Origin of the sequence: Gottfriedia sp. NPDC058432 (assembly GCF_042721555.1) — a bacterium.
In the GTDB taxonomy this organism is placed as follows: domain Bacteria; phylum Bacillota; class Bacilli; order Bacillales; family Bacillaceae_G; genus Gottfriedia.
The window spans coordinates 1-20522 of sequence record NZ_JBHXLC010000045.1; the positions used below are offsets into that span (position 1 = coordinate 1).

At 33.7% G+C, this 20522-nt stretch carries 19 protein-coding genes; 16 read left to right on the forward strand and 3 right to left on the reverse strand.

Annotation, left to right across the window (positions count from 1 at the left end; all coding sequences use genetic code 11):
• Positions 1-187: 187 nt before the first annotated feature.
• The 5 genes from ACFWM3_RS24330 (at position 188) to ACFWM3_RS24350 (ending at position 3772) form a co-directional block, all read left to right on the forward strand.
• Positions 188-487 carry a hypothetical protein gene (locus ACFWM3_RS24330; RefSeq protein WP_390313286.1) on the forward strand — a complete coding sequence of 100 codons (300 nt, stop codon included), beginning with the start codon at positions 188-190 and terminating at the stop codon, positions 485-487.
• Positions 488-974: 487 nt separating this feature from the next.
• Complete coding sequence (locus ACFWM3_RS24335; protein ID WP_390313287.1) at positions 975-1457, forward strand: hypothetical protein; 483 nt, start codon at positions 975-977, stop codon at positions 1455-1457.
• Positions 1458-1705: 248 nt separating this feature from the next.
• Complete coding sequence (locus tag ACFWM3_RS24340) at positions 1706-2209, forward strand: HEAT repeat domain-containing protein (RefSeq protein WP_390313289.1); 504 nt, start codon at positions 1706-1708, stop codon at positions 2207-2209.
• Between the two features lie 151 nt (positions 2210-2360).
• Positions 2361-2900 carry a hypothetical protein gene (locus ACFWM3_RS24345; RefSeq protein WP_390313291.1) on the forward strand — a complete coding sequence of 180 codons (540 nt, stop codon included), beginning with the start codon at positions 2361-2363 and terminating at the stop codon, positions 2898-2900.
• A 263-nt stretch (positions 2901-3163) separates the two neighbouring features.
• Positions 3164-3772: a hypothetical protein gene (locus ACFWM3_RS24350; RefSeq protein WP_056471986.1), complete on the forward strand. Its 609-nt coding sequence runs from the start codon at positions 3164-3166 to the stop codon at positions 3770-3772.
• Positions 3773-4010: 238 nt separating this feature from the next.
• On the opposite strand, the gene ACFWM3_RS24355 is transcribed toward ACFWM3_RS24350, so the two are convergent.
• A complete protein-coding gene (locus ACFWM3_RS24355; RefSeq protein ID WP_390313292.1) occupies positions 4011-4295 on the reverse strand; it encodes a YciI family protein in 285 nt (94 codons plus the stop codon).
• Positions 4296-4366: 71 nt separating this feature from the next.
• On the opposite strand from ACFWM3_RS24355, the gene ACFWM3_RS24360 reads away from it, so the two are divergent.
• The 6 genes from ACFWM3_RS24360 to ACFWM3_RS24385 all read left to right on the forward strand — a co-directional run bounded on the left by ACFWM3_RS24360 (position 4367) and on the right by ACFWM3_RS24385 (position 10744).
• On the forward strand, positions 4367-5140 hold the full coding sequence (locus ACFWM3_RS24360) for a nucleotidyltransferase domain-containing protein (RefSeq protein WP_390313293.1): 774 nt from the start codon (positions 4367-4369) through the stop codon (positions 5138-5140).
• Between the two features lie 62 nt (positions 5141-5202).
• Complete coding sequence (locus ACFWM3_RS24365) at positions 5203-5646, forward strand: Dps family protein (protein WP_056471992.1); 444 nt, start codon at positions 5203-5205, stop codon at positions 5644-5646.
• Positions 5647-5899: 253 nt separating this feature from the next.
• Positions 5900-6937 (forward strand): ornithine carbamoyltransferase, encoded by a 1038-nt coding sequence (gene argF / locus ACFWM3_RS24370; protein ID WP_390313294.1) that lies wholly within the window; start codon positions 5900-5902, stop codon positions 6935-6937.
• Between the two features lie 48 nt (positions 6938-6985).
• Entirely contained in the window at positions 6986-8200 is a 1215-nt protein-coding gene (locus ACFWM3_RS24375; protein ID WP_390313296.1) for an argininosuccinate synthase, read from the forward strand.
• Positions 8201-8228: 28 nt separating this feature from the next.
• Positions 8229-9620, forward strand: a complete 1392-nt coding sequence (gene argH / locus ACFWM3_RS24380) for an argininosuccinate lyase (RefSeq protein ID WP_390313297.1) — start codon at positions 8229-8231, stop codon at positions 9618-9620.
• A gap of 116 nt (positions 9621-9736) precedes the next feature.
• Positions 9737-10744, forward strand: a complete 1008-nt coding sequence (locus ACFWM3_RS24385) for a PTS sugar transporter subunit IIC (RefSeq protein WP_390313298.1) — start codon at positions 9737-9739, stop codon at positions 10742-10744.
• 341 nt (positions 10745-11085) lie between these two features.
• Here ACFWM3_RS24385 and ACFWM3_RS24390 read toward each other — a convergent pair whose 3' ends face one another.
• On the reverse strand, positions 11086-11295 hold the full coding sequence (locus tag ACFWM3_RS24390) for a hypothetical protein (protein ID WP_390313299.1): 210 nt from the start codon (positions 11293-11295) through the stop codon (positions 11086-11088).
• Positions 11296-11353: 58 nt separating this feature from the next.
• Positions 11354-11503 (reverse strand): LysE family transporter, encoded by a 150-nt coding sequence (locus ACFWM3_RS24395; RefSeq protein ID WP_390313305.1) that lies wholly within the window; start codon positions 11501-11503, stop codon positions 11354-11356.
• Between ACFWM3_RS24395 and ACFWM3_RS24400 the strand changes: the two genes are divergently transcribed.
• The 5 genes from ACFWM3_RS24400 to ACFWM3_RS24420 all read left to right on the forward strand — a co-directional run bounded on the left by ACFWM3_RS24400 (position 11436) and on the right by ACFWM3_RS24420 (position 20376).
• Positions 11436-11642, forward strand: coding sequence for a hypothetical protein (locus ACFWM3_RS24400; protein WP_390313300.1), 207 nt, complete (start codon positions 11436-11438; stop codon positions 11640-11642). The two genes, ACFWM3_RS24395 and ACFWM3_RS24400, sit on opposite strands and share 68 nt — an antisense overlap.
• A gap of 142 nt (positions 11643-11784) precedes the next feature.
• Positions 11785-12321: a sugar O-acetyltransferase gene (locus ACFWM3_RS24405; RefSeq protein ID WP_390313306.1), complete on the forward strand. Its 537-nt coding sequence runs from the start codon at positions 11785-11787 to the stop codon at positions 12319-12321.
• A gap of 78 nt (positions 12322-12399) precedes the next feature.
• On the forward strand, positions 12400-13161 hold the full coding sequence (locus tag ACFWM3_RS24410) for a metallophosphoesterase (protein ID WP_390313302.1): 762 nt from the start codon (positions 12400-12402) through the stop codon (positions 13159-13161).
• A 603-nt stretch (positions 13162-13764) separates the two neighbouring features.
• The gene (locus ACFWM3_RS24415; protein WP_390313303.1) at positions 13765-18948 is read left to right on the forward strand and encodes a S8 family serine peptidase; all 5184 of its coding nucleotides are present in this window, start codon (positions 13765-13767) and stop codon (positions 18946-18948) included.
• A gap of 552 nt (positions 18949-19500) precedes the next feature.
• Positions 19501-20376: an NAD-dependent epimerase/dehydratase family protein gene (locus ACFWM3_RS24420; RefSeq protein WP_390313304.1), complete on the forward strand. Its 876-nt coding sequence runs from the start codon at positions 19501-19503 to the stop codon at positions 20374-20376.
• The last annotated feature ends 146 nt before the right edge of the window (positions 20377-20522 follow it).

Sequence of the window (20522 nt, forward strand, 5' to 3'; positions counted from 1 at the left end):
TAGTCTTAGAATAAGTCTGCCTAAAAACAGACAAAAACAAAAAAATAAAACCATTTGGGTATGGTGAGTTGACAGTTTCGTTCATATCAGTTGAACAAGGAAGTCAAGAATTTACGTTGAATTATATGTATATACGATTTAATTTGTAGCTTTGAACTAAGTTTTTTATTTTATGGAGGAAAGATAAGTGCAGAAAGTAAAGATTGTTCTTTGTATTATTATTAATATGTTTATCTTTGGTTTTCTAGTGTATTTTTTGAATAACCATGGTAGTGGTATTTGGAGTGTAAACCCTTGGGGTGCACATACTTTTGTCAATATAACTATTCAAATTGTTGTGATTATTTTACCTTTAATAGCTTTAGCTATATCAATATTATTGAGAAAATCTAAGCTAAGGATTGTTATGATACTATTAAGCCTCATTTTTGTTTGTCGTGTGTCTGTATCCTTTATTATGGCTTGGTACTGGTATTTAGCTGAGTAAAAATAAATTATACAACTAACGCAATGCGTTAGTTACATATAAAAACAAAGGAGTTTTATAATAATTGAAGAAAAAAAATAACGATATTAAAACTTCTGAGATTCTAATAATTATTGTACTTTTATTACTACAAAAAATATTAAACATTTCTGATTTAGTATTTGGATTGATATGTAGTATTTATGTTTTAATAATTATATTTTCAGATACAAAAGGTGACTGGAAGAGGTTTTTCAAGAGAGTTATTCCATTTGTAATCTTAGCAATTCTTGTAAATATACTTTTTTGATATTACTGTTTCATAAGTCATTATCAAATCTTCTTATTCAACTAACTCATTCTTTAGTTGAATAGCACTTAGGAGCTGATTTATTGATCAGCTCCTATTTTACTATTAGGCAGTTTAGTGTAAGAAGGTATATTGGTAAGAGAGTAGGAATAATATTTAGCTATTTAATAATTTATTTCGAAAGGAAGTAGTCAATTAATGGTAAGTTATTTTTTTCAATTATTTATATATTTACCTTTAATTATTGGAATCCCAATTTCTATTTGGTTTTTTTATACAAAGAAGAAGAAAAATGGCAAATTGATATATAAAAAGATTAGGAAAAACAAAAAATCGTATCAAATAACCTTAAAAGAAAAATTCGGATTAGTAGCTGCTTTAATCGTTTATTTTTATTCCAGTATTTCTTTTGTACAACTTGTTCAAGATTTACCAGACGCATTGTCTCAACACCCAAAATTGATCAAAGGGAATTGTAAAATTGATAAATATAATGGAAGAGGAGGTGGGATTTTAGAGGCTAAATTTGGAAAGCATATTATAACCTTCTCTAACAACCTCTATTATAAAGCTCATCAGGGAAATTATTATTGTAAAGTTGAATATCTTCCTCATTCAGAATCAGGAATTTCATTAATACTCTACAAATCAAAGGGTGGAAAAGAAGTAGTAACAAAGTAGTGTTTAAAATTAGTTCATGTTTCAAAAAAAAGATGCAAAGGATAGTGCTAAAATAAATCAAAATGTAATAGATAAAGATTGAAGAACTTTATAACTTAACTGAACTAACACATTGCTTTAGTTGAACAAGATGAGTTACTTCGGTAGCTCATTTTTTATTCAACTATATGGCAGATTAGTTGAACAAGGTAACCTTAATTTTTTGTAGAAATTTATAGTAAAATTGATTTATTGAAGTGGGTGTAGAGATGGATTTAGAAATCATAAGAAAAGTAATTGAAAGCGATAAAGTAGAGTCAGCAGAAAGAATATTGGAAGAAATCGGGGAAACAAAACAAGAAAATTGTATCCCTCTTCTGATCGAATACTTAAAAAGCACAGATAATCATAGAATAAGAAATTCGATTGCGATTGCCCTTAGTGATATAGGAAGTAAAAAAGCAATTGAACCACTGATAGAAATGATAAATGACCCTAAAACACTGGGAAATCGAGGTTCCTTGTTTTATGCATTGAAAGCATTTGATTGTTCGGCACACTTAGAAACGTTAGTTTATCATTTGTTAACTGGTAACTTCGAAGTCCAAGCAAACACGTTTCAATTGATCGAAGAAAATATCAATTCAGATATAAATGATGAAGTCTTATCAAAATGTATTTTAAAGGTTAAGGAAGAACTTAATGAACTTGAGCGACAAAAGGATATACTTTCAGATGCCTTAGAAATGTTAAAGTCATTCAAAAAAAATTAATATATATTAACCATCTTATTCAACTAACGCATGCGAATCTTCAATAACGAAGGATCGTTTTACTTATGCAGCTAAATGGCAGTTTAGTTGCATAATTATTTGGAATTTTATGGTAAAATATATGTGTTAAGGGTAAATGTTAGGAGATTCTATGAAGAAAAAAATGATTTTCGTTTTTATTTTTTTAATTGCATTTGGCTTGATTATTAATTCGTACAGGTTCTTTGAAGACGGTCCATTCTATACAAAATTTGTAAAATCCACAGACCTTTCAAATGAAATCTTCGATAAAGTAGAGCTACATGATAATATTAATACTTCAGCTTACACAAAACGCTTTGGCAAACCGTTGGAAAAAGCAGATAATGAATTTTATGATTACTATCTATGGAAAAACGGATTAGAAACGGCTTCAATCATAAGTGGGAAAAACAAAGGAGAAATCGTAAGACTTGTTATTGGTAATATAAATAATATGTCACGTCATTCTGAACTCGAAACCATAAAAGGAATAAAATTAGGCAATTCAAAAGAAGATATTATTTCTTTATATGGACCAAATTATTTTGAACGAGTCGAGCAGGGGTGTAACATCATAGGATATGTTGATAAAAAGAATAAAATAATAATTGAATTTTGGTTGGCGGATAAAGTAGTTGAAATTCTTTTAGATGATATAAATATGGATTAAGTTCAAAAAGCATTAAAAAGACTGTTTGGTGAAAACAGTCTTTTTTAGTACGCAAAAATCAACATTTTAGTTTAACAGAGTCAACTTATTAAAAATATTCTTATGTAACGAACGCATGCGTTAGCTCAATAACGATCGGCTGCTTCGGCGGTCGTTTTTTTTTTCAACAAAATGGCGATGGCAGGAAAGTTGGATAAGGATTTTTAACAAATTTACCAATATTTGGGTTATAATTATTGCTACTAAGGTTATAGGAGGAAATAATGAAAAAGATTATATCCACAACAATATTAATTTTGCTAGTATTTTCTATGAGTGCTTGTACTAATAATCCAAAATCAAACAATGCTATTTCTGAAGCTAAGTTGACAAAAAGAGAAAAGGCAATACTTTCAACAACATCGGATAAATCTTTTGTTTATGACTTCAATGTTAACAGTAATTACAAGGAATTATCTGTTTGGATTGAAAAATATGAATTTGGTAAATTAGTTGGAGATAAGATAGATCATATTACTTCTGGGATTAAAGAGGATGGCTCAATTATCTTTACAACTTCTAAAACACCTAATAATCAAAATCAATCTCTGTTTAATATCAGTATTAATAGTGATGGTTCAACAGATGTAGTTAATCAGTTGGAAACTACTTTTAAAGATGGATTAGAAGGCGTTACGAGTATTTCGGGAAGCAACCAAACAGAAAACAACCCTATTAAAAATAATATAGTCTTAGCTAGCATTTGTTATAAAAAAGAGGGACATCGTATGGATTCGCTTACTGATGATTTTTATAGAGATGTGAATAAACATATTGATGAAATAAGAGACTATGATGTTGTCTATTTACTTAGAGCTGAGTTTATTAAATAGGTGGAAGTATTACAATAAATAAATACGGTCTAAAATTAGAGGTTCTTGTTACTATGTTATTTAACTAAAGCAATGCATTTGTTGAATAAGCATTAAAATAAAAGATTGTTGGGTGAAAACAGTTTTTTTAGTACTCATAAATCAACATTTTAAATTAACAGAGCCTAATTTTAAGTAATTTAACCATAAGTGCATCGAGAACGACTTAAATTAGTCAATTTCGATGCACTTTTTGTATTTAATTTAATGCGATTAAAAATGGATATAATTCAGCAGTCATTACGTTCTTTTTAACAGCCGGATCATTTTGCATGATTTCTTTAGCATGCAGTAAGCTTTCTGTTTTTAAGATGACAATACCAAACTCAGCTTGTTCGGTTCTTCCAGCTAATGATACAGTCTTTTCTTTATGTAAGTTCTGTAGATAATGAAAATGTTCCGATACAATATTGCGTTCTTCTTCCGTTGAATCATGTAAAAAAGTTGATCGAACTGGTTTTAAAACATAAATAAAGTTTTCCACTAAAAGCCACATCCTATCGATTATAATAGTTATACTATAGCACGTAATCATTAATTGTAAGGGTGATACATATGCAGAAAATTATTATAGAAAAACTAAAACAAATAGAAGCCGAACATGACGTAAAGATACTATTTGCCGTTGAGTCTGGTAGTAGAGCGTGGGGTTTTCCATCTAAAGACAGCGATTATGATGTGCGTTTTGTCTATGTACATAAGAAAGAATGGTATTTAAGCATTGACCAAAGACGTGACGTAATTGAATATCCAATCAATGATTTACTCGATTTTAGTGGCTGGGACTTAAAAAAGGCTCTTAATCTTTTTGCAAAATCAAACCCGGCATTATTAGAATGGTTAAGATCTCCAATTGTATATCATGATGATTTAACGATTTCAGAAGTATTAAGAAAAATGGGGAATGAAATTCTTTCTAAAAAGGCGTGTATTTACCATTATCTCCATATGGCTAAAGGGAATTATCGTGATTATTTGCAAGGGGAAGAAGTTAAGATTAAAAAGTATTTTTATGTATTAAGACCAATTTTAGCTTGTATGTGGATCAAAAAATACAATGAAATTCCACCAATTATGTTTGATGAACTTCTAGAAATGGAAGGGCTAGACCAGGAATTTTTAGAAGAAGTAGGCAAGTTATTAATCCGAAAAAAACAAGGTGATGAATTAGATTTAGAGCCTAGAAAAAAAGTATTAAACGATTTTATTGAAAATAACATTCAGTTTTTTGAAGAGTATGTTAAGGGGATTACTGAATCGAACAAGGTGAATATCGGGAACTTAAATGAATTATTTCGAACGACAATTGAACATTCATGGGAAAAATAGAATAGACTACACACTTTTTGGGAAAAATTTCTTTGTATGTTAACAAAGAAATTGGAGTGTGAATGAAGTTGGCAAATTTAGAAAGTTTATTAAATCAACAACTAGCGAATTGGAATGTGTTATATGTAAAATTACATAACTATCATTGGTATGTAAAAGGACCGAATTTCTTTACGCTACATGAAAAATTTGAATTGTATTATGACGATGCAAAAGTAATGGTAGACGATTTAGGAGAACGGATTTTAACAATTGGTGCAAAACCAATTGCAACACTTCGTGAATACTTAGAAACGGCTACGATTAAAGAAGGAAATCATACATTTTCTGCAGAAGAAATGGTATCTGATCTAATTAAAGACTATGAAAAAGTAGTACAAGAATCACGTGAAGTCATTTCAATTGCAGAAGAAAGTGATGATCAAGAAACAGCTGACTTATTTCTAGGTAAGATTGCTGAAATTGAAAAGATGCTTTGGATGTTAAAGTCATTTCTTGGTAAATGAATAAATATTTAAATGGGTGAATTAACCAATCATTTATTATGATTGGTTAGTTCACCTTTTTTTATTTTATCCGTTTTTTTCATCTTGTTTTCCAGTGTGAAACAAGTGTTTATACGGGTTTTGATGGCGTGTTAAAAATATTAATAAAAAAATTACCAAAAAAAACTAAAAAACCAATTGTATAATTATTTATATTTGTGTATAATAATTCATTATATAAGAATCTGAGCTTCTAAAAAAAGGGGATGGATTTATGAGTAAAGTATTGAAAGAAAACCATGTAAAGAAAAATGGTTATATTCAAAAGACAAAAGGGAATGTTACAAAAGGAAATTTTAGCTCTGTAAAATGGTCGGATTTTAAAGATAAAAATTTTCTTACAATAAGTGAGTTTTCATCAAGTGAATTATTATTCTTACTTGAAAAATCATTAGAAATGAAAAATATGCAAAAGGCGGGAGAGGCCCATCCTTATTTAAAAGACAAAGTGCTAGGGATGATTTTTGAAAAGAATTCTACAAGAACGAGATTATCATTTGAAATCGCGATGATGCAATTAGGTGGTCATGCCATCTTTATGAGCAGTAAAGATTTACAGCTTGGTAGAGGAGAAACTGTCCATGATACATCGAAAGTATTTTCTCGTTATGTAGACGGAGTCATGATTCGAGCAAATACTCATGAGATGGTGAAGGAGTTTGCTGAGCACTCGTCCATTCCGGTTGTTAATGGATTAACTGATCTGCACCATCCTGCTCAAATTATGGCTGATTTCTTAACGATTCTTGAGCATAAAGGTAGATTAAAAGGTTTGAAGATTGCTTATGTAGGAGATGGGAATAATAACATCTGTCATTCTTTAATTGAAGGTGCAGCTAAGCTTGGTGTTTATTTAACAATTGCATGTCCCGTTGGGTATGAACCTAATAAAGTAGTACTTCAATCGATGAAACATGTTGCAAAAACTACTGGAAGTGTTATTGAAGTAGTTAATAATCCTGTAGATGGTGTAAGTAGAGCTGATGTTGTGATAACAGATGTTTGGACCAGTATGGGGCAAGAGGAAGAAACTGAAATTCGCTTAAAAGATTTTAGTCCGTATCAAGTAAATGATCACTTATTAGAAAACGCAAAAGAAGATTATTTATTCATGCACTGCTTACCTGCACATAGAGGAGAAGAAGTAACAGCTTCAGTAATTGACGGTAATCATTCGGTAGTATTTGATGAAGCTGAAAATCGACTTCATGCTCAAAAAGCAATCTTAGTTGCTTTAATGGGTAATTTATAATTCTAAAAATCTATTATATTTTTAAAAAATCTAATCGGGGGTAATAACATGAAAAATGAAAAAATTGTTTTAGCATATTCAGGTGGTTTAGATACATCAGTTTGTATTAAATGGTTACAGGAGAAATATAACTACGATGTAATTGCACTTTGTCTTGATCTAGGTGAAGGAAAAGATGTTGAAGCTGTTCGTCAAAAAGCGTTAAATTTAGGAGCAATTAAGTCATATATGATCAATGTAAAAGACTTATTTGCAAATGAATATATTGTCCCCGCTCTAAAAGCGAATGCATTATATGAAGGTAAGTATCCACTATCATCTGCTCTATCAAGACCTTTAATCGCAAAACTATTAGTTGATGTAGCACAGCAAGAGGGTGCAGTTGCGGTAGCACATGGTTGTACAGGAAAAGGAAATGATCAAGTTCGTTTCGAAGTTTCAGTAATGGCCTTGAACCCGAATCTTAAAGTAGTAGCGCCTGTTCGTGAATGGGGCATGACTCGTGATGAGGAAATACAATACGCTCATGAAAATGGTGTTCCGATTCCGGTCGATCTAGATAATCCATTTTCAATAGATGCAAATATATGGGGAAGAGCTTGTGAAGCAGGTGTATTAGAGAATCCATGGAATGAAGCACCTGAAGAAGCCTTTGATTGGACGAATGCAATTGAAAATACTCCGGATGTTCCTGAATATATTGAAATTGAATTTTCAAAGGGTGTACCAGTTAGCTTGAACGGTCAGCCTATTGAGCTAGTTCAACTGATAGAACAATTAAATGGTATTGGTGGAAAGCACGGAGTTGGAAGAATCGACCATATTGAAAATAGATTAGTAGGCATAAAGTCGCGTGAAGTATATGAAAATCCAGCGGCACTAATCTTAATCAATGCTCATAAAGAATTAGAATTCCTTACATTGCCTCGTGAGGTGACAAATTTTAAAGTAAGTATTGAACAACAATTTTCAAAAATGCTTTACGATGGATTATGGTATTCACCTTTAATGGGTGCTTTAGATGCGTTTGTAAATACAACACAAGAAACAGTAAGTGGTATTGTTCGTGTGAAATTATTTAAAGGTACTCATACAGTAGTAGGTAGAAAGTCAGAAACTAGTCTATATAATGAAGAGCTTGCAACTTATTCAAAGGGTGATTTATTTGATCATAATGCAGCGGTAGGCTTTATTAAACTATGGGGATTACCAACAAAGGTATATAGCGAAGTTACACAGAAAAATACAGTTTTAAGTAAATAAAATATAGAGTGGGATGAAGGAGGCAGTTATGTCAAAACTTTGGGGCGGACGTTTTACGAAGGAGACAAACCAATTAGTAGAAGAATTTACGGCATCAATTGAATTTGATCAAATAATGGCTAAGGAAGATATAGCTGGTAGTATCGCACATGCAACGATGCTTGGAGAATGTGGCATAATTGAAATCAATGAAGCTGAACTTATAATAGAAGGTTTAAATACGATCTTAAAAAAAGTTGAGAAAAATGAAGTTCAATTTAGTATTGAAAATGAAGATATTCATATGAATATCGAAAGTTTGCTAATTGAAGAAATCGGTCCTGTAGGAGGGAAACTACATACAGGTCGTAGTCGAAATGATCAAGTAGCAACGGATATGCACCTATTTTTAAAAAATAATACGTCCTCCATTATTCATTTAATTGAAGAGGTTCAAAATAAAATCGTTGCACAAGCCAAAAAGCATGTAAATACAATTATGCCTGGGTATACGCACTTACAAAGAGCACAGCCTGTTTCATTTGCACATCATTTACTTGCGTATTTTTGGATGCTTGAGCGTGACAAAAGCCGATTCATAGATAGTTTAAAACGAGTGGATATTTCACCATTAGGGGCAGGTGCATTAGCTGGAACGACATTTCCAATTAACCGTCAACGTACCGCTGAATTACTTGGTTTTAGTGATATCTATCATAATAGTTTAGATGCAGTAAGTGATCGTGATTTTATCGTAGAGTTTCTTTCTGATTCGTCATTACTAATGACACATATTTCTAGACTATCAGAGGAATTTGTCATTTGGTCTAGTCAAGAATTTCAGTTTATTGAATTAGACGATGCTTTTTGTACCGGCTCTAGTATTATGCCGCAGAAAAAAAATCCAGATGTTCCAGAATTACTTCGAGGTAAAACAGGGAGAGTTTATGGCAGCTTAATCGGGTTATTAACTGTTTTAAAAGGACTACCTTTAGCATATAACAAGGACATGCAAGAAGATAAAGAAGGTATGTTCGATACTGTTTATACTGTTGTAGGGGCACTGCAATTACTATCAGGAATTATTGATACAATGAAAGTAAACGAAACTCGAATGTACGAAGCTGTTAAAAATGATTATTCAAACGCTACTGACCTTGCTGATTACTTAGTTCGAAAAAATATTCCATTCCGACAAGCACATGAAATCGTTGGGAAAACGGTTCTATATGCTATTGAGAATCATAAATTTCTTGGGGAATTAAATCTTGAGGAATTTAAGATGATTAATGAAGTGTTTGAAGAAGATATTTATCATACATTAAATCCAAAAACGGTTATGGAAGCAAGAATAAGTGAAGGTGGAACTTCAACGAATGAAGTATTGAAACAAATAATGAAAGCAGAAGAGTGTTTAAGCTTTGCAACGAATATGGTATAATTTTCTAATTGAAAGCGTCCAATCATTTGGACGTTTTTTTGTGCTTCTAATTATTAATAATTTTCTATTCATTATGCAAATACTAGAAGTAGTTACTAAAAAAAGGTAGGTATTATATGAGTAAGCAAGAAAAAAGTAGTGTATTTAGAGCATCAGAAGGGATAGCGCATGCTGTTTTCGTAATGATCGGTATCGGGTCTTTACTTGAGAGTATTGGGAAAATTTTTCATTTTGAATCTTTAGTGACGATCGGATTTTCAACTAAGTTATTAATGGCACCAGCTATTGGAGCGGGTATAGCTGTTTTATTAGGTTCAAGTACATTAATTATTTTTTCCGCAATGTCTGCTGCAATAATCGGTTCCGGTGCATTATTAATGGTAGATACGGCTATGACCATTAAAATGGGTGAACCAGTAGGAGCTTTATTATCAGCTTTAGTTGCAATTCTGATTGGAAAAGCTGTTCAAGGTAAAACGAAACTAGATTTAATGGTTGTACCTCTATTTGCAATTTTAATTTCAGGACTAGTTGGATTATATTTATCAAAATGGATTTCTCCAATCTTAATAGCGGTTGGGAATTTTATTAAAGGTTCAACAGAAGGTTCGCCAATTATTGCTTCGATTGTATTAGCAGTCGTTTGGGGGATATTAATTGTTTCGCCAGCGTCTTCTGCTGCGTTAGCTATTGCATTGAATTTAGATGGACTCGCTGGTGGGGCTGCATTAGCAGGATGTGCAGCACAATTTGTTGGTTTAGCTGTTATCTCTGCACGAGAGAATGATCCAGGAAGTATCCTTGGATTATTAATCATCACGCCGAAATTACAACTCCCAAATGTAACAAGGAATATCAAAATACTTATACCGACAGCAGTTGCAAGTGCTGTGGCAGGACCGGTTTCTGCATTCTTATTTCATATTGAGGCGCCAAAAGAAATCGCAGGTTTAGGGTTATGCGCATTAGTTGCACCAATGAATTTATTAGCTACATACGGAAGTGCAGTTATTATTCCAATGATTGTTACTTATATCTTAGTTCCAGGAATCGTTTCGTATATTGTGTACATATTCTTAAAACAAGCAAATATGATTAAACCTGGAGAGTTGAAAATATTATAAATATATTGAGTGCTATATGTTTGATGAGCTGCAAATAAAGATATTGAAAGTGCAAATAAATCAATCAGGGTGCAATTAATATATAGCATATCTGCAATTAAAATTAGCATATCTGTAATTAAAAAATTCAAAACTGCAAATAATATTTTGGAATCTGCAAATAAGGACTCACTAATGACAAATAAATAGAGTGTCACCTACTAAATTCAAAGAAACAACAATAAAATAGAATGTAAATCGACTAAAACATAACGAAATCCAGTAAAATGGATCATGATTGATACAGTTCCTTCCCTACAAAACAAAAAATGAGTACTATCCACAGTACTCATTTTTCTGTTTTAGTGATTACGATCGATCCAAAAAAACAGCTTCAATCCAATGCCAGTAAAAATAATGCCTTGTGCTAGATTGGTAATTTTAAATGATTTCTCATTTTGTAACAATATTTCACCCAAGCTACCTGCAAAAATCGCTATAATTGAAAATACAATGAGAGTTAGTACCATAAAAGTTAAACCTAAAACAATCATCTGTAGAGGAACAGCCATACCGCTTTTGTCTATAAATTGAGAAAAAACGATACTAAGAATAAAGATACCTTTGGATTTAGTACGAACTTACTTCATTGCTTGAACGAAAGGCCTGGTAAGCTAAGTACAGTAAATAAAAAGCTCCTAAGTATTTTAAAATGGAAAAAGCAATATTTGACTTATACAAAATGGCTGATAATCCAATTGAAGCAGCAAGTGTATGGATAGTAACTACAGAACATTGGCCAAATGCCGTTGCAATTCCTTCTTTTTTTCTTTATGAAGTGCTTTGTGCCATAACAAAAATATTATCTGGTCCAGGTGCTATTATTAAAAATAAGGACACAGCAATAAACGACAGGTAAATCGTTAATTCCAATGAAATACCTCCTATCAATTTTTTGTTTATTTTTTATAATACTTTAATATGAAAAAGACAGGAAAAGCCGGAAAAGATAGGTGAAAAAAGATTTTAAAGGAGAGGCTAATGTGAGCGAGAAGGAAAAAATGATAAATGGTGAGATGTATTTAGCGTGGGATGATGAATTAGTTGAAGAGAGAGGTAATGCTCGAAGGTTGACGCGTGAATTTAATTCAACGTTTGAAACTGAAAATAGTAAAAGAGAAAGTCTATTAAAACAATTATTTGGTTCTACGGGTGAAACGATAAATATTGAACCTACCTTTAAATGTGACTATGGTTACAATATTCATGTAGGTGAAAATTTTTATGCCAACTTTGATTGTGTCATCTTGGATGTTTGCCCGGTACATATTGGGGTAAATTGCTTTATGGCACCTGGGGTTCATATTTATACTGCCACACATCCACTTGATCCAGTTGAGAGGGCTAGTGGAGTTGAATTTGGTAAACCAATTACAATTGGTGATAATGTTTGGATTGGTGGAAGAGCGATCATCAATCCAGGAGTAAATATTGGACATAATGTAGTGATTGCTTCTGGTGCTGTTGTAACAAAAGATGTTCCTGACAATGTAGTCGTTGGAGGGAATCCAGCTAGAATTATTAAGGAAATTAAGTAGCGGATACTAAGTGAAGGACTTTTAGATATGCATACAGCGTGAATCTAATTTTTCCAATCCTGAAAATGGGGGGGCTATATGATTTATATATTTTTTATTTGTATATTACTAGGTTTTATGTTGCTAGTGTATATGTTTATTGAGGCTCATATGAATATAATTTCAAAACATGAATTCTCTTTTTCAACTACTCCCCTTGAAAAGCCGATTAGAATCCTTTTTATTTCCGATATTCATAGAAGAAAAATAGATTCTTCTATTATTAAGAGGTTGTCTAATCAAGTTGACCTTGTCATTATAGGCGGTGATCTATTAGAAAAGGGAGTGCCTCTTGAAAGGATTGAAAATAATATTCAAAAACTATGTAGTCTTGGTGAGGTCTACTTTGTTTGGGGTAATAATGATATAGAAATTGAAAAAAGGGATTTACTGACTATTTTTAATAAATGGAATGTAACTGTTTTGAAGAACGCTTCTGTTACCTTAAACCATTTGCAAAGAGAATGGGCATTAATTGGGGTAGATGATTTGAAAACGGGGAAGGTGGATCTTGATCTTGCCTTTCAAGGTGTTAAACAAGATGCATTTAAGCTTTTAGTTAGTCATAATCCAAGAATCTTGAAGTTTTTAAAGGAAGAACATGGAGTATCGCTTGTATTAAGTGGTCATACGCATGGAGGACAAATAAGAATTTTCGGATATGGTCCATATGAAAAAGGTAAAACGCATGTGTATAATGGGATAACTCAAATAATAAGTAATGGATATGGAACAACGACTATACCACTTAGGTTAAATGCACGCCCTGAAACTCATTACATTGTGATTAAAAGTATATAAAGTCATAAGACAATGACTTAAACATGAGATATAAATATATTTCATGTTTTTTTTATACTCTGTAACCTGAAATTCGACTTTTATAAACAAAATAGAGAGTAGATTTATAGCTTTCGAAATGGACAGTTTCTTAGTTTGGAGGGGAATTGAAATCTACTAAATGACAAAAAAGGGTTGTCTTAGACCTGAATAATAGACACTTAAAAAAAAGAGTCTATTATTCAGGTATTTTTATGTCCTGGTCATCAGTCTCTTTTTTATGTGTCCACTTTAAAGGAAACAATTCAGCATTTGTATCTCTTTTTTTATTACAAAAACTCTTTTAATATTTTTTTTGATAAAAATATAAAGTTAGAAAATTATAACAATTAATTTGTGTTCTTATTTTTTTGGCAAAAAAATGATAATTCCCCCAAATAAAAAATGTTTGAAAATTAAGTTTTATAGGACTTTTAAAAAAAAAATTTACAAATTGTACCTATTATCTGATTTTTTTATAGTTTATTTGGTCAAATTCCCCCAATTTACGATAACGATTGCTAACGTTAAAATAAAAAAAAGAAAGAAAATTGTCAAAAAATTTCAAAAATGGGGGAGAACAGTGTGAGTAAAAGAAACTTCAAAGAGCGTTTAGCTAAAACAACGATCAGTGCTCTGGTCGTGGGCTCGATGATTCCATTTAATGTACTAGCAGCTACACCAAATGCTAGCACAGAAAATACTGTCGTGGGTTCACATACACAAAAAACAAGCACACCAGACTTAACAGCTGATCAAATCGACGCGTTAAAGAAAATATCAACAGAAAGTAATGTAAAGATTTCGCCAAAGATTGATACGAAAAGCTCAAAATTGGTCAAGGTTATTGTCGAATTTACGCAAGAACCAGCAAAAATAAGTGTCCTACAAAAAGAAGTAGCTGGTGAAAAAACGACATTAAGCGCAGAAAATAGCGCAGTTAAATCGTCACACGCTACATTCAAGTCATTTGTAAATGAGCTAAATAATAGTGCAAGTAACACTAATTCAGTAAATGCAGTATCAGCATTAAGTATCGCACCAAATGAAGTATCTAATGAAACAACAGACACAGCTGGGGAGGCTACCGTTCAAATTACGCGTGAATACACACATGCATTAAACGGGGTGGCAATGACACTACCAGGTAACTTAGTTGAGAAATTATTTGATTCTGGTGTAGTAAGTCGTGTATTAAACGATGACATAGTAAAGCTTGACCCAAGCGAACTGAAAGCTTCCGCGCAAAGTGAACAAGGTGAGAATAATTTACCAGAAAATTACATTCCATTACCAGGTATTGAAGATTTGCATAAAGAAGGTACTACTGGAAAAGGAATCAATGTAGGGGTTATTGATACAGGGATTGACTACAATCACCCAGATTTAACAGACGTATATAAAGGCTACCGTGCAAAAAGTGGAGAAGATGCAAGCAAAATCGATCCAACAACAGTTAAAGGTTGGGATTTTGTTGACAACGATGCTGATCCAATGGAAACAACAGTTGATGATTGGGTAAAAGCTGGCAAACCTGAAGGTGATGGTGGGGAACCGTATTATACGTTCCACGGTACACACGTTTCAGGGACGATTGCAGCTCAATCGAAAAATAATGTAGATTTACCAGCACAAGGGGTTGCACCTGGTGTAAACTTGTATAATTATCGTGTACTTGGGCCGTATGGTACAGGGTCTCAAGATGCGATTATTGGTGGGATTGACAAAGCTTTACAAGATGGTATGAAAGTTATCAACTTATCTCTTGGGGCACCAAGTAATGATCCGTTATCAGCTGAAGCTGTGGCAATTAATAATGCAACTCTTGCAGGTGTAACATGTGTTATTTCAGCAGGAAACTCAGGTCCGGGTGCAGGCACACTAGGTACGCCGGGTGCATCAGCGCTTGCAATTACGGTTGGAGCAAGTGATTTCCCAGTAAGTGTCCCTACAGCATCAGCAAAAGTAGGGAATGAAACATTTACTAACTTCAAGTTACTTGGAAAAGGTTATAACGATCGGGTATCAGATCTTGAAAATAAAACGTATCAATTCGTTGATGTTGGTTTAGCACAAGCAGCTGATTTTAAAGATGCAAACGGTAATCCAATCGATTTAACTGGAAAAGTTGCACTGATTACACGTGGTACAAGCTCGTTAGCTGAAAAAATAACAAACGCAGCGAAAGCAGGCGCGGTTGCAGCGATTATGACTAACAATATTGACGGTGACATTGATAATTACTTAGCAAGTGACGAAGGGTTTATACCAACATTCCGTATGACTAAAGCTGATGGTGAACGTTTACGTAGTGTAGCAGGCACAAATACAATTACTTTTACGAATGTAAGTTCAACGAATACACAAGGAAATCACTTGGCAAGCTTTAGTTCTAGGGGACCAGTTGCTTCGACATATGACATTAAGCCAGATGTTGTTGCACCAGGAGTATCGGTGTACTCCACATATCCATATTTCGTTCATAGCCCAGATAAAGTAGACTATAGCAACGCTTACGCTCGTATATCAGGTACATCGATGGCGTCGCCACATGTTGCAGGAATTGCTGCGCTAATCTTACAAGCACATCCAGACTACACACCAGCTGACGTGAAAGCAGCATTGACGAACACTTCTGGAAATCTAGACGGAGATTACTCTGTATACGAACAAGGTGCTGGTTTAGTCAATGTAGTGAAAGCAGTAAAACGTGACGTGAGCTTTAAAGCACAAGACACAACTGCAAACATTGATAGTAGTGGTAATACTGTGAACATGAATTACGAAAAAGGTTCATTAACATTTGGCGCAGTGTATAGAAAAGATGGTGCGGCCAATACGAGTAATCGAACAGTGAAAGTAAAAAATAGAGGAAACTCTGACAAAACGTTTGATATATCTGCAACTTTTATTAAACCAAATGCATCGGTAGGTGATGCAACTAAAAACGGCATAACAGTGACAACAAGTTCACCATCACTAACAGTAAAAGCAGGTGAAACAACAAGCTTTACAGCAACCGTGAACGTACCAAGTAGTGCAGATTATGGTAAATACGAAGGATATTTGAACATTGTAAATCATAATGATCCAAGTGAAACGTACCGCATGCCATTGGCTGTTCGTACGGTTGAAAAAGGATTCAGCAACTTGCAGATGGACGACAATGCGGCCTCTACTAGAAAGCCGGTCATCCCATCATTTTTTAATTATGGCAGTGCACGAAATATCGGCTTCACATTAAACAGCCCAATGACATATGTCTGGGCGGTAATTTATGACAAAAACGGCAACGCGCTTGGAGCTACCAATTTATCGCCAATTGATGTAAGTAAAGCGCCAACGGATCGGTTTTTATCGTTCTCTTTTGACGCAGCTAATTACTATCCATTTATCGGCGATCCGTCGAAAGAATTGACAAGCCAGTTCACAAAAGCAGCCTTGCCAGAAGGTCAGTACACGATTAAATTCCGTGCAACAGATACGACAAATATGTATGCGAAAACGTATGAGAAGTCGATGCTATTTATAGTGGACAACCAATTGCCTAAATTGACTTATAAAGACCATGCTCCAGGCGTGTACGAGCTTCGTGATTCAGACTTTACGGATGAAAAACAGGATGGCAATACCTATCATGCGTTTTGGGTTCATGCTAACTTATATGATGAAGGAACCGCTCAGTTGGCTCCTCTAGGCATCACTCAATCGGATAACACGTTGTTTTATTACTATAATCGCATTGACGATCCAGATTCTACATTCCCTATAGATGCAAATGGGGATACGAAATTCGGAATTGAAAAATCGGACATTGAAAATGGTCCGGCAGTTGTCACACTTTTCCCTGAGGATGTAGCAGGAAACGCGGAACTAGTCAATGATTTCCATCAATATGCATTTGTTAAAAAAGGCACGCCGTATATGATGCCGACGTATGACAAACAAAAAGTGACTCTGAATGATACAGTCACGATGACATTGAACCTTCACAATGTTCAGCAAATGATGTCAGGGACATATAATGCAACGTACTGGAAAGATGTATACGATTTGCAAGGGGTGACGGTAGCGCCTGAATTCCAAAAATGGGCAGATGATCATGGCGTGAAGGTAAATCTAGATACGCCTGTTGCAACGGCTGACCCTCTTTATTCAGCTAAAACTATGATCAATGTTGGCGCACATTTAAGCGGCGGAGAAGACTTCAAAGGATTCAGCGGCGATAAAATGCCATTTTTGAAAGTAACACTAAAAGTGAAGAACGATGACCCGCAAGGGCCGGCTTCGGTATTATATGGGAATATGGTTGAGGATGATGTAATGACTAACTTCAGCATAATGCAGTATGGTCAAACGCAGCCGACCAACATTACAGCGTTTAGTCGAGTGAACAGCTTCCAAGTTCTTCCGACGCATAATTCAGTTCAATCCTTTGTTAGACTTCAAGCGTTTGCGAACAACGTAACGATGGACTATTCAAAGCTAAATGCGAAAGCATATGCACTACTTTCGGATGGATCTAAATACCCGGGAACGATTGATCCGAAAGGGTATGTCAATATCTTAAACATTCCGGTTTCAAAAGACCCATTCAAAGTAATCATCGAAGCACCGGGGCACTTAAAGAGCGTTCAGACCATCACAATGAATACTCAGACTCCATGGGGCGACTATGTAGGTGCGTATAGCGGCTATATCGGAGCTACATCTAGGCAACCGAATGGTCTAGCTGGTGATGTGAACGGCGACGGCGTGATTGACGTCTTAGACGTGAAACAAGTTGCGAAAATGTTTGGAGTTCAAAATACAACAAAATTCAATATCGAAGATCTAAACCAAGATGGAATTGTAGATAAGAAAGATATGAATTTCTTAGTAAGTAACTTGTATAAATCAAACTTCGATGCTTTAATCACACCAAAAGAGATGGTAGATGGAAAATACGCAACTGACTACTTTAATGTGCTTGGCATCGCATCAAGCGTAAACACATTCAAAAATGTGGATAGCAGTGCTCACAAAGCAACATTCACATGGAACCCAGCGGTGGATGCAACAGCGATAAAAATCCAGCAGTCTTCAAATAATGGATCAAGCTGGCAAACAGCAACAACAGACGGCACATTGTCTGTGACTGACGGCAAAGTAACTGTAAATGGTTTAACTGAAAACACGAATTATCAATTCAGAGTATCGATTACAGGTGGTTTAAACGCTGGTGTATCAAACGCTGTGAGTTTAACAACAAAAGTGGTGCCAATACCAAACGCACCAGTTGTTAAAGGCTTAGGTGACAGTGATACAACAATTTCTGGAAAAGCAGACCCTAATGTTACTATTACTGTAAAATCAGGCGATACTGTTGTAGCAAGTGGCAAGACAAATGAAGCAGGTGACTTTACGCTTCCAATCGCAAAACAAAAAGCAGGTACTGTTTTAGTAATTACTGCTTCAAATGAAGATGGTAAAGTAAGTAGTGGAACAACTATCACTGTAGTGGATATTACAGCACCAGATGCACCAATCGTTAATACTGTAACGAAAAAAGATCAAACGATCACAGGTAAAACCGAAGCAAATGCGACGGTTATGATCAAAATCAACAATGTAGTAAGTGAAGTAAAAGCTGATAAAAATGGGTACTTCAGTTTAGAAATACCTCATAACGCGAATGGCACATTCACTGGAACTGTCATCTATGTTACGGCAAAAGATGCTGCAGGAAATGTGAGTGTTACAACTCAAACAGTTGTATTAAACAAATAGTAATAAAAATGGAGAGCCCCTGATTATTATATTGGGGCTCTCTTTTTGATTGATTATGTCCAAATCGCAAAAACAGCCATATAGAAAAACTAATTTGATAAAAGAGGTTTCTTAAAATAAAAAGGTGTTTAGTAGTTTTATAGCTTTCGAAATGGTTACAAGTTCTTTTTGGAGGGGGATTGAAATCTACTAAATAAAATTAGGGGTATCTTAAAAGTCAATTGGCTTATAAGAAGCCTCCTTTTCTTATGTAAAATAAATTTTAAATTATGAGGTGTTTCTTTTGTGAAATACGAACACTAAGTGAACAATATTGATAAAGTTGTGAAGTTAGTTGATATATCGCTAAAATTCGTTGATATATTGTAAAAACTATTAGTAATCATTTAAAAACAGATTGCGTTCGTTGAGTCAGCCTTCTTTTAATGATAAAAATACTGTTTTCAAGTCTATTAGAATAATTTTAATAAAATTGTTTCCTACTTAAAAAGGTGATTTGTAGTTTTATGGCGAATTATTAATATGGGTATTTTTTCTTTGGAGGGTCAAAAAATGAAAAAAGTTTTAGTATTAGGTGGTACGAGGTTTTTCGGAAAACGACTTGTTCATAAACTAATCGAAAAAGGTTATGATGTTTCCATCGCAACAAGAGGACTTACAGAAGATGACTTTGGAGATGATGTTAGTCGATTTATCATTGACCGACGAAATCCTGATACGTTAGCTCAATTAAGTAATTATAATTGGGATTTAGTCTATGATAATATTTGCTATACTCCAAATGAAGCGAAAGAAATTATTAATCTATTAACTGATCACGTTAAAAAATATATTTTCACATCATCTTTAGCCGTTTATGATACTGGATTAAACCATGTTGAAAATGACTTTGATCCATTTAATTATCAAATTGAATATAACAATGATAATAAGTATTCATATGCGGAAGGGAAGCGCCTTTGTGAAGCTGTTTTATTTCAAGAAGCAGTCTTTCCAGTGTTTGCGGCTAGATTTCCAGTCGTATTAGGGCCAGATGATTATACGAAGAGATTACTCTTCCATGTTGATAAAATTGGAAGAAATGAAGAAATTATTATATCTGATTTAAACAAAGAGATGACATTTATCGATTCTTATGAAACTGCTGAGTTTTTACTTTGGTTAGGTGAGAACGAATCGATTAAAAGTGGTCCTTTTAATGCGTGCTCCAATGGTGTAGTAACATTTAAAGAAATAATAAATATTTGTGAAATGGAAACTGGTAAAAAGGCTATTATTAAATCTCAGGGTGCAAATGAAAAACAATCTCCATTCGACGCTTATAGCGATCAATCGTTGAGTAATGAGAAAGCTAAAAAAGCAGGGTTTCAATTTTTAGAAGTACATAAATGGATGAAGGAATTAATTCATCATTATTGTTCCCTATAAAAAATTCACAAAATGTTCGAAAAACAAAATTCCGAATTTCTGGAATTTCCAGGTTTTCGGAATTTTATTGGAGATAAATTCCGAAATTTCGGAAAAAATCACTTTAAAAATATTGAAAATTATAAATTAACTTAATATTATTAGAA